Annotated in this window: 13 protein-coding genes; 7 read left to right on the plus strand and 6 right to left on the minus strand. The window is 45.7% G+C overall.

All coding sequences use genetic code 11. From position 1 onward, the window contains the following. Nucleotides 1–4: 4 nt before the first annotated feature. The 4 genes from modC to CDZ87_RS12820 are packed head-to-tail and all read right to left on the minus strand — an operon-like array spanning nt 5 to nt 4,027. Nucleotides 5–1,108 (minus strand): molybdenum ABC transporter ATP-binding protein ModC, encoded by a 1,104-nt coding sequence (gene modC, locus CDZ87_RS12805; protein WP_100753892.1) that lies wholly within the window; start codon nt 1,106–1,108, stop codon nt 5–7. Then, a complete protein-coding gene (modB, locus tag CDZ87_RS12810; RefSeq protein ID WP_100753893.1) occupies nt 1,105–1,797 on the minus strand; it encodes a molybdate ABC transporter permease subunit in 693 nt (230 codons plus the stop codon). The genes modC and modB overlap by 4 nt, the downstream gene beginning before the upstream one ends. Continuing rightward, complete coding sequence (gene modA, locus CDZ87_RS12815; protein ID WP_100753894.1) at nt 1,797–2,585, minus strand: molybdate ABC transporter substrate-binding protein; 789 nt, start codon at nt 2,583–2,585, stop codon at nt 1,797–1,799. The genes modB and modA overlap by 1 nt, the downstream gene beginning before the upstream one ends. Beyond that, nucleotides 2,576–4,027, minus strand: coding sequence for a cobyric acid synthase (locus tag CDZ87_RS12820; protein ID WP_100753895.1), 1,452 nt, complete (start codon nt 4,025–4,027; stop codon nt 2,576–2,578). The genes modA and CDZ87_RS12820 overlap by 10 nt, the downstream gene beginning before the upstream one ends. Before the next feature lie 170 nt (nt 4,028–4,197). Between CDZ87_RS12820 and CDZ87_RS12825 the strand changes: the two genes are divergently transcribed. Both CDZ87_RS12825 and CDZ87_RS12830 read left to right on the plus strand, forming a co-directional pair. After that, nucleotides 4,198–4,566 (plus strand): YgiW/YdeI family stress tolerance OB fold protein, encoded by a 369-nt coding sequence (locus CDZ87_RS12825; RefSeq protein WP_100753896.1) that lies wholly within the window; start codon nt 4,198–4,200, stop codon nt 4,564–4,566. A gap of 96 nt (nt 4,567–4,662) precedes the next feature. Beyond that, on the plus strand, nt 4,663–5,181 hold the full coding sequence (locus CDZ87_RS12830) for a hypothetical protein (protein WP_100753897.1): 519 nt from the start codon (nt 4,663–4,665) through the stop codon (nt 5,179–5,181). Between the two features lie 54 nt (nt 5,182–5,235). On the opposite strand, the gene cra is transcribed toward CDZ87_RS12830, so the two are convergent. Then, nucleotides 5,236–6,213: a catabolite repressor/activator gene (gene cra / locus CDZ87_RS12835; protein WP_100753898.1), complete on the minus strand. Its 978-nt coding sequence runs from the start codon at nt 6,211–6,213 to the stop codon at nt 5,236–5,238. 363 nt (nt 6,214–6,576) lie between these two features. Here cra and fruB point away from each other — a divergent pair, with 363 nt between their 5' ends. The 5 genes from fruB to glgC all read left to right on the plus strand — a co-directional run bounded on the left by fruB (nt 6,577) and on the right by glgC (nt 13,933). Then, a complete protein-coding gene (gene fruB, locus CDZ87_RS12840) occupies nt 6,577–7,716 on the plus strand; it encodes a fused PTS fructose transporter subunit IIA/HPr protein (protein WP_100753899.1) in 1,140 nt (379 codons plus the stop codon). 9 nt (nt 7,717–7,725) lie between these two features. After that, complete coding sequence (pfkB, locus tag CDZ87_RS12845) at nt 7,726–8,700, plus strand: 1-phosphofructokinase (RefSeq protein ID WP_100753900.1); 975 nt, start codon at nt 7,726–7,728, stop codon at nt 8,698–8,700. A gap of 19 nt (nt 8,701–8,719) precedes the next feature. Further along, entirely contained in the window at nt 8,720–10,459 is a 1,740-nt protein-coding gene (gene fruA / locus CDZ87_RS12850) for a PTS fructose transporter subunit IIBC (protein ID WP_100753901.1), read from the plus strand. A 199-nt stretch (nt 10,460–10,658) separates the two neighbouring features. Next, nucleotides 10,659–12,560: a sensor domain-containing diguanylate cyclase gene (locus tag CDZ87_RS12855; protein ID WP_100753902.1), complete on the plus strand. Its 1,902-nt coding sequence runs from the start codon at nt 10,659–10,661 to the stop codon at nt 12,558–12,560. A 146-nt stretch (nt 12,561–12,706) separates the two neighbouring features. After that, a complete protein-coding gene (gene glgC / locus CDZ87_RS12860) occupies nt 12,707–13,933 on the plus strand; it encodes a glucose-1-phosphate adenylyltransferase (protein WP_100753903.1) in 1,227 nt (408 codons plus the stop codon). A 52-nt stretch (nt 13,934–13,985) separates the two neighbouring features. Here glgC and CDZ87_RS12865 read toward each other — a convergent pair whose 3' ends face one another. Further along, a complete protein-coding gene (locus CDZ87_RS12865; protein ID WP_100753904.1) occupies nt 13,986–17,138 on the minus strand; it encodes a chitinase C-terminal domain-containing protein in 3,153 nt (1,050 codons plus the stop codon). Nucleotides 17,139–17,236 lie beyond the last annotated feature (98 nt).

Raw genomic sequence — 17,236 nt, forward strand, 5'->3', positions numbered from 1 at the left:
TTTATTAACTTAAAACCATATCGCGTTGGGTGACACTTACCCCTTTAATCTGCGCGTAAACCTCTACCCCTACGTCAAGTTGCAGATCTGTTTTCGCCCATTGCGTGATCGTCGCTTTGAGATAACAGTCTATGGCCAATCGTATTTGGACCTCGACACTTTGTCTCTCGTTACCATGGCTATGAAGTTCGATGTGTGAGATCGTCCCTTTTAGAACGTTACGGATCGACGTTCGATGTGGCTTGTCGAGCATAATCGACACATCATTGGCACGTACCTGCAAACGTATTGGTTGACCAACCTCTCCTTCTACTTTCTGTACCCATAACGCGGTATCTGGAGCTAACTCTACTTGTGACAAGGCATAATCGTCATTATGACCAATAACACAGGCTTCAAACAGAGTACTTTGCTCAGAAAAGCCCTGCCAAGGCTTCATCGCTGGTGACGACCACACCTGCTCTATGGGGCCGGAAATGATCACTTGTCCACCATCAATCACGACTAATTGATTGGCCAAGCGTAGCACTTCGTTCAAGCTATGAGAGACATAAAGGATTGGAATCTTTACGCTTTTAGCCAATTGCTCAAGAAATGGCATCACCTCACGCTTACGAGGTAAATCTAATGAGGCTAACGGTTCATCCATGAGCAATATGCGTGGTTTTGAAAGTAGCGCTCTGCCTATAGCAACACGTTGCTTTTCACCTCCAGAGAGCTCGCTCGGGTATCGTTGTAACAGTGGCTTTAACGCGAGCAGTTCGACAACATCATTAAAATGTTGTGCATCGTCTTGTTTAACGCCATAGGTTAAATTGCTTTGGACGTTAAAGTGTGGAAACAGACGTGCATCTTGAAATACATAGCCAATATTGCGTTTATAGGTTGGTACATTAACGTGTTGGCTTGAATCGTATAGGGTGACATCACCTATTATTATTCGCCCACTTGTCGGGGTCGCTAACCCTGCAACGGCATTAATTAACGAAGTTTTCCCCGCCCCAGAACGGCCAAAGATCGCGGTAATTCCCTGTTGAGGTAAACAAAGGTCAATATCAAATTGTGTCGTGCCTAGTGTTTGTTGATACTGAATCGTAAGTTTGCTCATAAGCGCGCTCCTAATCGACGGGCGCTTGCGCGAGTCAACCACTCAGATAGCATCAACGAACCGAGCGCAATAACAATTGAAATAACGCATAAGCGCATTGCTTGCGATTCTGCTCCTGGCGTTTCGATAAAATTGTACATTGCCAATGGAATTGTTTGCGTCTCTCCGGGGATATTTGAGACAAAGCTTATCGTTGCACCAAACTCACCAAGACTACGTGCAAAGGAGAGCATACTGCCCGTAATGATTCCAGGTAGGGTTAATGGCAAAGTTATGGTAAAAAAGACTTTGAGTGGTGATGCCCCCAAAGTGGCAGCGGCTTGTTCAAGTTTAGTGTCGACATTTTCTAAGCTGAGGCGAATAGAACGAACCATAAGTGGCAGTGCAACGACGATACAAGCCAGTACCGCCCCCTTCCAACTAAAAGAAAACACCAAGCCAAATTGATCGTACAACCAGCTTCCTAGAAAGCCTTGGCGCCCCATTGAGATGAGTAGCAGATAGCCAATAACCACAGGTGGGAGCACCAAAGGTAGATGAATAACACTATCGATAATACCTTTACCAATAAACTGCTTGCGTGCTAACACCCATGCAAAGCCAATACCTATTGGAATCAACCACAGCAACGCATAACCTGCGACTTTCAGGCTGAGCATTAAGGCTTGATATTCGTATTCTGATAGCACTATTTCAACTCCGTAGCAGCAGAAAAACCGAAGCGAGATAAGATCGTTTGCCCAGCATCACTTTGTACAAAGTGGACAAACTGAGTCGTGGTATGGTTATTGGTTAGTTTTACCATCGGATAAACAATCGTGCTATGGCTGCTTGGTGGTAAACGCACCACAGTGCTCACTTGGTCACTTTGTAGTGCATCTGTCTGATAAACAATGCCTAAAGGTGTTTCACCACGTTCAACCAAAGTGAGCGCCACTCTGACGTTATTGGTTGGCGCCAAATGACCATTAAGCGTAGGCCAGACACCAAGATGCTCTAACGACTGTTTGGCATAAATGCCTGCAGGGACGGCGTCGGGTTGTCCAATCGCTAAGCGCTGGCCTTGCAATACCTCCAACCAAGCACTGGATTGCTTAATGTCGAATGGTTTCAGGGCATTTTTGCTAATAACAACCAATTGATTGGTTGCGATATTAGTGACAGCGTCACTTGATGTCACGTCACTATTAATCAGAAAATCGATCCACTTCTGGTTCGCTGCAATTAAGATATCTGCAGGCGCTCCATATCCAATTTGACGCGCCAACGACGACGTACCGCCATACACTGCGGTCATATCAACCTCGTGCTGTTGTTTATACTGAGTAATTAACTCGTTAACAACATTGGTCATTGATGAAGCGGCGTATATACGCAACCTTTCACTAGCGGTGGCAGAAAAGCTCACTAATGCAAACAGTGCTGTTAGTACGATGTGCCGGCTTTGGCTGGCTAAAATGAAACGAGTTATGGCCATAATTTGTTCAGATCTAGGTGCTGCTCTATCGCGTCCGCTATTCTATCAATCGCATCTTGTTGATTCTGAAGATGATCCACTTGGGCAATATCATCAATACCCACCCATCGAGCCACCGCCGTCACGGCGCGCGAGTCGTCAAAAATACCATGTAGATAAGTACCCAATACTTGATTACAGTCACTTATCGCACCATCTAAGGTATTGTTATTCAGTGTTATCGGCTGGCTTGCGTTTACTTCGGTAATACCAGTATGAATTTCATAACCGCTGATCGACAACGTCTGATCATCCAGAGTGAGCGTGCCTGATACATTGGTCAAGGTTTTCTCTGAGGCGAGTGTCGTATGAGCATTAAGAAAACCTAAACCTTGCGTCGAACCCGCCGCGCTTTCTATCGCTAATGGATCATGTATCCATTTGCCCAGCATTTGGTAGCCACCGCAGATTCCCATCACTTTACCACCATAGCGCAAATGGCGCTCTATTTGACGATCCCAACCTTGGCTACGTAGATAATCGAGATCATTACGAATCGATTTTGAGCCAGGTAAAATAATAAGATCAGCGCCGTCTAAGCGCTCGCCTTTACCGACATAAGTAAGGTTGATATCTGGATTTTGGCGTAATGTATCAAAGTCCGTGTGATTACTTATTCTCGGCAACACTGGTACTTTAACATTGAGTTTTGCTTTCTCAGCAACCACTTGTGCAGCATTAATCGCGTCTTCTGCTTCCAAATCGAAACCATGCAAATATGGTAAGACACCAATAACCGGGATACTCGTTTTTTGCTCTAACCAGTCTAATCCTGATTGAAGCAAGCCAATGTCGCCGCGAAATCGATTGATCACAAAACCTTTAACCCGTTGCTGCTCTTGCTCTGATAGCAGGGCCAAGGTGCCATAAAGATGAGCGAAGACTCCACCACGATCAATATCCGCGATGATAATCACCGGGACATCCGCCTGCTCGGCAAATCCCATATTGGCAATATCGTTTTCGCGCAGGTTAATTTCTGCTGGACTGCCTGCACCTTCAATAACGATACAATCAAACTCAGACTGTAGTTGATTAAAGGAATCCATCACCACAGGCATCGCAACCTGCTTGTAACTTTGATAGCCAATAGCATCAACCGTGGTGGTCGCTTTACCTTGAAAAATGACTTGCGCCCCCATATCACTGCTTGGCTTAAGCAGCACTGGATTCATGTGGACACTTGGTTCGAGGTTGGCCGCTAATGCTTGTACCGCCTGAGCACGACCTATTTCTCCTCCGTCAGCAGTCACTGCACTGTTGAGTGCCATGTTTTGTGGCTTGAAAGGCGCAACCTTTACGCCCTTTCTTGCGAGCACACGGCATAAGCCTGCGACTAACACGCTTTTGCCGGCATCCGAGGTAGTGCCTTGAACCATTAATGCTTGGTGAGTAGATTTCATGGAAATGTCTTCGATATTGTTTAGGCCGACATAATAACGAATTTGGGCGAAATAACTCAATAATATGAATGGAGTATGAACTTATCACTCAGCATTCGTTCACAAATACCCTGCTCTAATAGCACCATCAAAGCCCGATATACTCATTAAAGTCAATAAAGGAGAACACAATGAACAAGGTTCTACTAGCAACAGCAGTAAGCATCATTCTTGCTCCAGGTCTTGCAATGGCAAAAAATGACCACGCATCTCACGGCGTACAATACACAGGTCCGGTAGAAGTGAGCTCCGTAGCTTCTTTATTAGAAGATACCAGTATGTTTACTGAGAAATATGTCGTGGTGGAAGGTAATTTACTCCGTCAAATCAAAGGGGATACCTATATTTTCTCGGACGGTAAGGGAGAAATTCAAGTAGAACTTGATGATGGCATCGTACTCGATCAACCGTTAGATCAAACCAGTAAAGTGCGTTTGTTCGGAGAGTACGAGGGGGGAAGTACACCAGAAATTGAGATTGATCGACTTCAACTGTTATAAAAGCCTGTTTTCACTCGCCAATTACGCTATGATTTGGCTTGCTTATTGCAAGCTAAATGATTTAGTCAATTTATTGTTGCGAGTCGGAGACTTCTTTTGAAAAACACCATCTTGGCCAGTACCTTAGCATTTTTGGGTATCAGTGGTAGTGCACAAGCTAATAACTTTAATTACAACTATTTCGAAGTTCGCACCGCAGTGGGCCCAGAGATGGCCGGCGTAGAATTCAGCACATTTTTTACTGAAAATTCACACTTTGTCGTTCGCGCCGACACTCGGTTCGATAAAGATTACGATTTAGCGGCGGGGATTGGTTTCAATGGTCCTGTTAATCAGTTTGCCGACGTTTATGGCCAATTCCTTATCCACCAAGTTAAGTTTACTGAAGACACTGGCGGAGAAAGTGAATCTCAAGCTGAGGTTAATATTGGTGGTCGCATCTGGATTACGGAGCAAGTCGAACTAACGGGCCGTATTGGCCGCAATGACGATTCTTCTGTTGTCCATGCTGGCGTGCGTTTCCATTCAACGCAGCAACTCTCTTTGTCGGCAGAAACGCGTAACAATGGCCTTTACGGTCCACAGATCACGATGTCTGTCCGCTTTCAGTACTAACACTCGCATCTTATAAAAACTTTCAGCCCCAACCATTGGCTGGGGCTGCTTGTATTAGCGAACAATAATTTTGCGCGGAATCAGTTCAATACCAGGTTTGTATCTTTTAGCGGCAGCGTTCAACGCCAGTTCCATTGCACTGTCAGCAATCAGTTCAAATTGCTGTGGCAAGGAATTAATTTTGCTTGGCAGAAAGTCGAGTAATCGATTATCACCAAAGGTCGCTAGTTTTAGCCCCTGCATCAGTTCCGGCTTTTTCACTAGCGCATCAAGTACGCCTTCAAGGAGTGTGTATGATGTCGTGACTATGGCATCAGGCATTGTATTTTGCTCACACCACTGTCCAAACACTTTCTCACCATCGGCACGGTTAAAGTGCTCACCATAGCGAATCTGAGTATTAACGCCATACTTTGAAGTTGCTGATCTAAAGCCTAGCTCCCGCTCTCGGGAAATATTCAATTCAGGTAAGGCACCAATCAGCCCCACCGTCATTTTAGTGTCACTAAGCACCGAGAGAGTAAGATCGTACGCCCCGCTAAAATCTTCACTAATAACACACGAAAAGTGTTCATCATCAAGTGGACGGTCAAGTGCGATGACAGGCGTTCCCCGACTCTGTAACTCAAGGTAATAGTCGCTCGCTTCGGGAATCACACTGGCAACAAACAAGGCATCAACTTTGCGACTGACTAATGCCTGGACAACGTTTTTCTCTGTTTCAGGTTCATCATCTGAACAGGCGATTAAGATTTGATAACCCGCCGAGCGCGAATTTTGCTCTAGGAGTTTTGCCAACCTGGCGTAACTGGTGTTTTCTAGATCAGGGATAATCAGTCCAAATGATCGACTTTGTCCGACACGTAACGTGCTTGCAGCCAAGTCTGGGCGGTAATTATATTCGTTCACGACAGCCATTACTTTACGCTGCGTCTTTTCACTAATTCGGTACTTTTGCGCTTTGCCATTAATTACATAGCTTGCGGTCGTTTTAGAAACGCCAGCCAATTTGGCGATTTCATCAAGAGTCATATCATCAACCTTTGTTCTGTGCGCCGGATCATAGAACAAACATTAGGATCCAAGCTTGGGTTGAATTATAGGCTGAAACGATTCAGTATTAAAGCTGAAAGGATTCAGCAAGAATAAAAATGGTGAAGCGAATCACTAATCGAAGTCAATAAACCCCGATTAGTCAGCTTACAACTCCTAGTTCAATCATTAGGACGCCAATCGACTGAATCCAATTTATTTTAGTCTTTTGCTGAATCGATTCAGCCGACTATTTATCCGTTAATTAGCGGCTGAGTAAAGATTAGAACCAACAGCAGAAGTTAAGCCTGCTTAACGAGCAGAGACTTAGAAGAATAACTATTGACCAAGTTGGAGAGTCCCATGCTTAAATTAGACACAAGCGATATCACGTTGTCGCAAGCCGCCGATAACAAGTTCGATGCCATCAAACGTATAGCAAGCAGTCTTACCGATAAGAACCTCGTCCAATCAGGTTATGTTGACGGTATGTTGAATCGTGAAAATCAGAACTCGACTTTTCTTGGTAATGGCATTGCGATTCCCCATGGCACCACTGATACTCGAAATATGGTCAACACTACGGGCGTTGCCGTTCATCACTTTCCTCAAGGTGTTGATTGGGGTGACGGCAATGTCGCTTATGTTGCAATTGGAATTGCGGCCAAATCAGATGAACACTTAGGCATTTTAAAACAGCTCATGAAGGTTCTTAGCGCCGATGGTGTCGAACAGCGCTTACGCGATGCAAAAAATGAGCAAGAAATTATCGCGCTACTCAACGGCGATATTCAATTCGAAGCCGAGTTTGATGCTTCATTGATACAGCTTCAGTTCCCTGCCAGTGACATGGTGCAAATGAGCGCCGTTGCCGGTAGCCTACTTAAAAATACTGGCTGCGCTGAAAGTGCCTTCGTTGCTGACATTGTGACCAAGTCGCCCACTCACCTTGGCAAGGGCTTATGGCTGATTGGCAGTGATCAACACGTTCTGCGCACTGGCTTATCTTTTGTGTCTACGATCAATGATTGCGAATACCAAGGGCAAAAAGTTCATGCGCTTATCGCGTTTGCTGCCTGCAATAATGCTCACCTAGATATTCTCCAACGGATTACCGAACTTGTGTTCCAACAAAAGCAGAAAATAGTAATCGATGCCAACGCAAAACAATTGATTGATCTGCTTAAGGGTGAAGTGGTTGAACACAGTAGCAGCGATCAATCAACTGACAATATCGCCACGTTCAAAATTAAAAACGCTCACGGTTTACATGCTCGACCTGGCGCGATGTTAGTCGCAGAAGCCAAGAAATTTGAATCCAACATTCGCGTTGCTAACCTTGATGGCGATAGCAAAGCGGTTAACGCCAAGAGCCTGATGAAGGTCATTGCTCTAGGTGTGAAACATGGCCATCAACTGCAGTTTACTGCACAAGGGCATGATGCAGCCCAGGCGCTTGAGGCCATTGGTTGCGCAATTAATTCTGGTCTCGGTGAAGGTTGAGAGGTGACTATGACCATGGTAAACACCAAGCGTGTTGTCACTATTACTCTAAACCCTGCCCTTGATCTTACTGGTAGCCTTGAATCGCTAAATGTGGGCACAGTAAGCTTGGTCAACCAAAGCAATTTACGCGCGGCAGGTAAAGGCGTTAATGTTGCCAAAGTTCTTGCCGATCTTGGCGCTCAAGTCACCGTAACTGGCTTTTTAGGCAAGGATAACCCCGAACTGTTCCACCAGCTGTTTAATCAAATCGGCGCATCAAATCATTTTATTGAGGTTGAAGGGGCGACTCGCATTAACGTCAAACTGGTTGAGTCCAGTGGTCAGGTCAGTGACATTAACTTTCCTGGCGTAAAAGTCACTGCTGATGAGGCATCCAAGTTTGAAGCTAAACTGCTGCAACTTGCTAAGTCACATGAATATTTTGTCTTTGCTGGTAGCTTGCCGCAAGGCATCTCTCCTCAACAATGCGCTGCGTGGATCGAGTTGTTGCGCTCTCAAGGTAAAAAGGTGTTATTCGACAGCAGTAAAACCGCTTTGCACGCAGGAATTGCTGCCCAGCCTTGGCTAATTAAACCCAATGATGAAGAACTAAGCGAACTGTTCGGTCAGCACTTGTCTAGCCCAGTGGAATGCCAGAAAGCCGCTGAACAACTCAGTAGCAGCGGTATAGAAAACATTGTCGTTTCAATGGGTGCTGATGGTGTGATGTGGCTCAATGCACAGCAATGGATTCGCGCTCAACCTCCACGTATGGATGTGGTCAGTACCGTTGGTGCAGGAGACACATTAGTCGCTGGCTTGTGCTGGGGACACATGCAAAACATGCCAAAACACGAATTACTGCGCTTCGCCACTGCGCTATCTGCCATCGCAGTTAGCCAAGTTGGTGTAGGCCTAACCAGTCAACAAGAGCTGGAACAAGTAACGCTTGCAACCAAAATGTTCGATCTTGGACAAGCATCAAGTCATAACGGAAATTAGATAACAAAAGGTTACCACTATGAATATCGCCATTATTACGGCCTGCCCTAGCGGGGTTGCCAATAGCATCCTAGCTGCAGGTTTACTCGAAAAATCCGTTGCTTCCCTTGGTTGGAATGCAGCTATTGAATGTCAATCGACTGTGGTTGCACAAAATACACTAAGTCAAAGCGAGATTGATGATGCAGAAGTGATCGTGATCGCCGCTAACCGTGTGGTCGATACATCACGCTTTGTTAGTAAGAAAGTATACCAAGTCAGCATGGATAAAGTCATCGCCGACCCAACCCAATGTTTGCAACAAGCGATAAAACAGGCACAGGTATTAACGCAAGCTACTTCCGTTGAAAACACGCCAGCCACGACGAGCAGTGGTAGCCAAAAGATAGTCGCGATCACCGCATGTCCAACTGGCGTTGCCCATACCTTTATGGCAGCAGAAGCGTTAAATGAAGAAGGTAAACGTCGAGGTCACCAAATTAAAGTCGAGACTCGCGGTTCCGTTGGCGCAAAAAACCAACTTAGCGATCAAGATATTGTTGAAGCAGACTTAGTGATTATTGCCGCCGACATCGACGTCCCTCTTGATCGTTTTAACGGTAAAAAGATCTACCGTACCAAGACGGGCCCTGCGCTGAAGAAAACCTCTGAAGAAATGGACAAAGCGTTCGAACAAGCAACGGTTTATCAACACTCTGGCAATGCCAGTTCAACCGCTAACGAAGAAAATAAAGGTGCGTATAAACATCTAATGACCGGCGTTTCGCACATGCTACCTGTCGTTGTTGCAGGCGGGTTGATCATTGCGCTCTCATTTGTGTTTGGTATTGAAGCCTTTAAAGAAGAAGGTACACTCGCCGCCGCTCTGATGACGATTGGTGGCGGTTCTGCGTTTGCCCTTATGATCCCTGTTCTTGCAGGTTACATCGCCTTCTCTATCGCGGATCGCCCAGGTCTTGCTCCTGGTTTGGTTGGCGGTATGTTAGCGAGCTCAACAGGTGCTGGTTTCTTAGGTGGCATTGCCGCAGGTTTCATTGCTGGTTATGCGGCAAAACTCTTGGCAGAAAAAGTCAGTCTTCCACAATCGATGGAAGCATTAAAACCCATTTTGATCATTCCATTCGTTGCAACCCTATTTACTGGCCTTGTCATGATCTACGTTGTTGGTGGCCCGGTATCTGGCATCATGAACGGTTTAACTGATTTCCTTAATAATATGGGTTCAGACAGCGCAGTTATGTTGGGTATGCTGCTTGGTGCAATGATGTGTTTCGACCTTGGTGGCCCGGTAAACAAAGCGGCGTATGCCTTTGGTGTCGGTTTACTTGCATCTCAAACTTATGCTCCTATGGCTGCCATCATGGCTGCAGGTATGGTTCCGGCACTCGGTATGGGACTGGCAACATTTATTGCTAAGAATAAGTTTGAACAAGGTGAACGTGAAGCAGGTAAAGCTTCGTTTGTACTTGGCCTTTGTTTTATCTCTGAAGGTGCCATCCCATTTGCGGCTAAAGACCCAATGCGTGTCATCCCTGCCTGTATGGCTGGTGGCGCACTAACTGGGGCTCTATCTATGCTATTTGGTGCAAAATTGATGGCCCCACACGGCGGCTTGTTTGTTCTGTTGATTCCAAATGCCATCACGCCCGTTGTCATGTACTTAGTTGCGATAGCTGCAGGTACTGCTTTAACTGGCTTTGGCTACGCATTGTTGAAGAATAAATCAGACGCTAAACAAACAACAACGGCTACCGTTTAACTGACCTCATCCCCCCGATGGTTAGCTTGAGCACCTTTACTATGAAGGTGCTCTTTTTTTACTTCAAATAGAGCTGTACCGACACAAATCAATAACCACCGTGGTTAACCGCACAATATTCAATCGCGCTCACAGCAATCAAAATCTATCTTAGTTAAGATGTTGTTGATATTACTGCCAAATAACCGATTATTTCCCAATGAATAAAAGCCAATACAAACTCATTTTCCAGTTCTTAGTCGTGTTCTCTATATTGGCACTTGTTCCATTTCTTTATTTTTATAGTCAATTCAACCAACTTGATACTAAAACACAACAATACGTTGAGCAGCTCAACCGTAACAAGCTCGAGTACTCAAAAGCTGAACTGCAAACATCGTTGACAGAAGTCTCTACCTCACTACAGTATCTATCGAATAACAGTATGTTAGATAAGGTGCTACAACAACCAAACCAAGAGAATATCCAAGCGCTGCAAGCCTTTTGGTTACTCATTGTTCGTACCCAAGGCTACTACTCTCATCTTCGTTTTATTGACGCGCAAGGAATGGAAGTTGTGCGGATCAACAGCAGCCAAAATAATGATGAAATCGTGCCGTTACAGCAGTTACAATTTAAAGGCGATCGAAGCTTTTTTAAATACGCTCAAACATTAACAAATGATGAAGTGGGTGAATTTGGCATTGATCTTGAGTCAGAATATGGAGAGATTACCACTCCGCTTACTCCAGCCTATCGGGTGATCTACCCGCTTTCGATCAATGGCAAGCGCGCGGGTTACTTTATCGCGAATCTTGACCTTACACGTATCTACCGCGGGCTAGCGTATAAACGCAATAGCGATTATCTACCTAATATTGTCAACAACGATGGCTATTACATCATGTCTCCAAATAATCAGGGGATTATGGGCCACTTAATTGCTGCCAATGAACAAGCCAACATTGCACTGCAATATCCTAAGCTATGGCAGATGATTAATGAGCGTGATTCAGGCACCTTTCGTTCAAGCCAAGGTTGGATCTCTTTCACTACAGCAATGTTTGACAAGATTGACAACATAAAAAAACTGACTTTTTTCATCACTACCGATTTTTCTCAAGCTCAAGCGTTCACCGATTTAGAGAGCAGAGCCCTTTACATTCAAGCCAGTTTTATTTTCATTATTTTGTTCTTACTCAGCTTTACTTTCGTGGTGTGGAATCATAACCACATTAAAAACAGTTTAGACAGTAAGATCGCCCGCGCAGCAATGAACGGCATGTCTGCCGTTGTTATCACTGACCGCAATAACCGCATCATACAAGTCAACAGCGAATTTACTCGCGTAAGTGGTTATACCCTTAACGATGTCAAAGGCAAGCCACCTTCGGTATTTGCCTCAGGAAAACACCAACAGCAGTTCTACATGAACATGTGGAAAGTATTGGAAGAGCAAGGCCTTTGGGAAGGCGAAGTGATCAATAAGCGTCGAGACGGTTCACTGATCACAGAAATATTGAGAATCCAAACCATCAAAGACCGCCGTGGTACTATTCAGTTCTACGTTGCCTCCTTCGTTGATATCTCACATCGTAAAGAACTCGAAGACCGCTTACGCGAACTGAGTGAGAAAGATTCAATGACTGCCTTGTGGAATCGCCGCAAATTTGACTCAGAGATGCAAATTCAAGTATCTCGGATTAAACGCTATAGAAAGCACGAAACCTCGACCTTGGCTTTGATTGATATCGATCACTTTAAACGCATCAATGATAAATATGGTCACGATAAGGGTGACGAGGTCATTCAAGAAGTGGCTCGTAGTCTAAAACATCACCTCAGGGAAACAGACCTTGTCGCTCGTATTGGTGGCGAGGAATTTGCGATCATTATGCCACACACCGAATTGAACGAAGCGGAAATGGTGTTAAACCGCATTCGCATCGCCATTAATTTAGAAAATGAACTCAACATCACGATCAGTGTTGGACTAACAGAGATCTCAGCCTCAGCCAAAGAGACCTACAAACGCGCCGACATCGCTTTGTACGAGTCAAAATCTCTCGGTCGCAATCAAGTTTCAGTGTTTTCAGCCAGCGAAGCCGATACTATTGCTTAATTTTGGTGCGCTTGCACTAACGAGTGCACCATAAAGTATCAATGCTTTCACTTCGCCCGCCTCTATCTCTTATGCCAAGGTCGTTTTGTTATTGGCTCAATTCTTGAACTACGCTTAATAGCTACATTCCTTCCTCGATGCGCTATATGGAGATACTCATGCAAGATGTACTCACCGTTATACTAGCTGGCGGTATGGGTTCACGATTAAGCCCCCTAACTGATGACCGTGCCAAACCAGCTGTTCCATTTGGGGGCAAATATCGAATCATTGATTTTACCCTTACTAACTGCCTTCACTCAGGGCTGCGCCAAATCCTCGTTTTGACCCAATACAAATCGCATTCATTGCAAAAACACCTCCGCGATGGCTGGTCTATTTTCAATCCAGAGCTTGGCGAGTTTATCACCGTTGTTCCTCCACAAATGCGTGGTGGTGGTAAATGGTACGAAGGGACAGCGGACGCGATCTATCACAATTTGTGGCTACTGGAACGCAGTGAAGCGAAACATGTGATTGTCCTATCTGGCGATCACATTTATCGTATGGATTACGCCGAAATGTTAAAGACTCATATTGAAAATGACGCCAAACTGACCATCGCCTCGATGGCCGTCCCTCTCAAAGAGGCGTCGTCATTCGGAGTGTTGTCGATCAACGAGCAGGATCGAGTTGAAACGTTCACTGAAAAGCCCCGGTCACCTCAACCTATGCCAAATAATAGTGAAAAGTGTTTGGCGTCGATGGGGATTTATATCTTCGAAATAGACACCCTACGTCGTGTTTTACGCCAAGACGCTAATGACCCACAGTCGTCGCACGATTTTGGTCATGACGTCATTCCAAAGCTAATTGATGAACAACAAGTTTATACTTACAACTTCTGCTCTGATCGAGGGCGTGTGGCACGTGATTGCTATTGGCGCGATGTCGGCACGATAGATTCATTTTATCAAGCCAATATGGATTTACTTGAACCCGTTCCCCCCATGAATCTGTATCAATCCAATTGGGGGATTCGCACCTATGAAGCCCAACTACCGCCAGCGCGCACGGTCTCTTCGGCAACGGGGAATGAAGGTATCTTTATTAACTCGATCATTGCCAGTGGTGTGATTAATTCCGGCGGCTCAGTACAACACTCAATTATCTCATCCAACGTACAGATTGAAGACAGCGCAACGATCGTAGACAGTATTTTATTTGGCAGTGTCAACGTTGGTGAAGGGTGTAAATTAGTTAACTGTATCATTGATAAACACGTCAAGATCCCAGCGCACACAGAAATTGGATTGAATCGAGTCGAAGACGCGAAACGCTTTCACATTTCAGAAAGCGGCATTGTTGTTGTCCCTGAGAGTTACCAGTTTTAATACCGAAAAAAAAAGGCCTTGGGTATACCAAGGCCGTGTGTTTATTTACCAGTTACGAGCAAGGAACCTCATTCCAGAACCAGTTTGACTGAGTCGGTGACTCCCACGTTCCTGGGCTATTTTGCGCGACAAAACACTTGCCGTTGTACGAATAGGTTTCACCGTTCGTCGCTTGAGTGACACCAGGTTGCCAGGGTGTCACACTACCAGAGCCAGTATCTCCGCCGGTATCGCCACCGTTGTCACCACCTGAAGGATCACCGTTCCCCGCAGATAAATCAGCAACAGGCAAGTCCGGTTGTTCGAACTTAAAGGCGTAATCGACTCCGCTAAGATTGACTGAATAATTGGCAGGTCCCGAAATTGGCAAGTAATACACCATATCGAGTTCATAGCTACCACCTGCGGGTAACTCTTTCCATGCCGGCAGGCTAAACGCAACTCGGTGCATCGTACCGTCTAAACCACCAACGTTATTTGCTCGTGAATGACCCGATGCGATGACGGCCAACCCGCCTCCGGATTGATCTTTGGCATTGTCTGGTGCCGAAACCGGAATATCAAATTGGAACTCAGTCCCACCAGGAATGGCTTGACCAGTATTATTCGTAAAGGTCACTTTTGGATTGATTGGGTAGTTTTGATCGCCGACTTTAAAGCCACCAATTGCCACGTCAATATCAACCGTTTCACTTGCAATCGCACTGGTTGCAACTTTATTACCATATGGGGTTGCGGATTTAAACTTGTCGTACATCGCTTTGGTCATGGTGTTACCCATGTGGTATTCACCGTTACCGCTCTGACACGCTTGCTCAGTGGTATCAACCGCGCCACGTTGCCCGTTCGCATCGAGTACATAACAGTTATAGTCGCCCGCCAGCTCCCAGAACATAATGCCGCCAATTTCTTTGTCGATAACGTAGTCAGCTTTAACCGATACCGATGCTTGATCTTCAGTAGAAAGAAATACCCCCTTCTCGGCGTTCCAGAGCCAAGGGGCAACGGCTACGCTGTCATAGTGGCGAGAATAGTTCCCCACTAAACGATCATCGGCATTATTGATAGGATCAAGATTATACGCCTGAGCATACGAACCAAAAATACCGTTCTCGAGGTTCTTCGCATGCCACATTGGACCTGAGCCCGCCCCCATTTCGTTACCTTTCGGATCGGTATCGTGCCACATGTTATCAATGCCTATTGCACCGTTACCACAATTGTTCTTTTCGCCTTCACCGGTACCTTGTGGACACTGAGTTTGATCAGGAAGCGCGGCTCGTCCCCATAAGCCATTGGTGCCACCCGTCACGCCTTGCCAACCACGCGTATAGTAAGGGACACCAATATTAATACGGCCCGCTGGCATTGAGCCACGGAAATAGTGATAAGCCCAGTCAGTATTAAGATAACCAATGCCACCATAGGCAGCGGTATCATAAACGTTCCATTGCGCTAACTCTGAGTCTTCGCCTGTATCGTACAATGCTGCGTTATGGCCGACATGATCATTCCAAGCGCCATGTAAGTCGTAAGACATGATATTGACATAGTCGAGGTACTTCGTAACATCAAATGTTTCCATACCACGTAACAGATAACCCGATGATGGTGCGGCAATCGTCAGCATGTAGTGGTGACCATCTTGCGCTGAAGCAACATCCAATTTTTCACGCAGCACTTTCATCAACTCTTGATAAGATGCCCACAAGTATTGACGACGAGGTTCCATGAAATCTTTATCGTATGGATTTCCCGCGCCAGCCATAGAGGTCGGATACTCATAGTCGATATCTAAGCCGTCAAATTGATAAGTGCGCATCATTTCAACCGCTGATGCAGCAAATTTGTCAATACCGGCATGGTTGATTGAACCGTCAGCATTGGTGGTCATGGTATAGAAGCCGCCATCAGCAACACGATTACCATCTGCACCAAAGTGACCACCCGTTTCAGCCCAACCACCAATAGAAATAAGTGTCTTGACGTCAAAACGTTTTTTGTAGGTCGCTAACGCACCAAAGTGACCTTTGAAACCCAATGTAGGGTCAATCTCTACCCCTGGCCACTCTTTACCCGTTGCGGCGTTATTCGGATCATTCACATCACCTAGGTTAACCTTACCGTCAGAACCTATGCCAACAAAGGCATAGTTGATATGTGTTAGCTGTTCCCATGGAATATCTTTGACTAAATAAGCCGCTTGAGGATCGTCCCCTGAACGCCAACTGGTGAAGTAACCAATGACACGTCTTGGATGATCGGCACCCATTAATTCGCGACCTTCTTCGTCGTAAATAGTGCAGTATGGGACATCAATACCTTGAGTTTGATACAAGCCATCAGGACGACAATTTGACACCGTTGGTAAGTCGTTAACTTTGAGATTTGTAGATATCGAGTTTGTGCTCGCCCCCACGTTGTCGGTTGCTTTAGCATAAACGGCCATAGTGCCAGAGCGGGTGGTGGTGTAGTCTAAACGATAAGGCGCTGCCGCTGCGCTGCCGACTAGTGTGCCAGCAACATAGAAATCTACCTTATCAATGGTGCCATCGCTGTCAACGGCATTGGCCGATAAGGTAACCACACTGCCGACATCAACAATTGTTGCAGACAAAGTAAGATCAACATTCGGAGCTTCATTACCGGGCGTTGCACTATCAACAAGAATGCCAGCACTACTGAATACACTGGTTGCCCCTTTATCGTCGGTAGCCACTGCACTAATTTGATGCGAGCCCACGCTAGCAACCCATGATGAAACATAAGGTGCGCTACTGACTTGTGCAATCACCACTCCATCAAGTAAGAACTCAACGTTAACCACCTCGCCATCTGTGTCTAGCGCATCGGCCGATAGTGTCACTACTTCACCTTCGCTAAAAGCAGCGTTGGCTAATGGCGCCGTCAAACTGATCGTTGGGGCTTGGTTTGACGCTCCTGTGTCACAACTGCCTAGACGCTTCCAGTGCCCCCACTCACCTGAGGTTTGTAGTGGATCATTTCCTTGCGTCCAATAATTGGCCTGGTAAGCTTGACCTGAATATGCGACCTGATCACCCGTATTGTAAATTGTTGCTGAGTCCCAATCACCCAATGTGGCGCAATCAATCGCCGCGTAACTGTTGAACGCCATCAAACACGATGCGCTAAGCGTACTCAGAGTAAAAACTCTCTTAGCCATGTTCACTTTTGACTTGTGCATTGTGATCCATCCTTAAGTTATTGTTTATAAATGCTAAATTTATTCAATCTTGCATTGAACACTTAAAACACTTCGTGAAATAACAGTAGATAAGATCG

It is taken from the genome of Vibrio salilacus, from assembly GCF_002811245.1.
Lineage (GTDB): Bacteria > Pseudomonadota > Gammaproteobacteria > Enterobacterales > Vibrionaceae > Vibrio > Vibrio salilacus.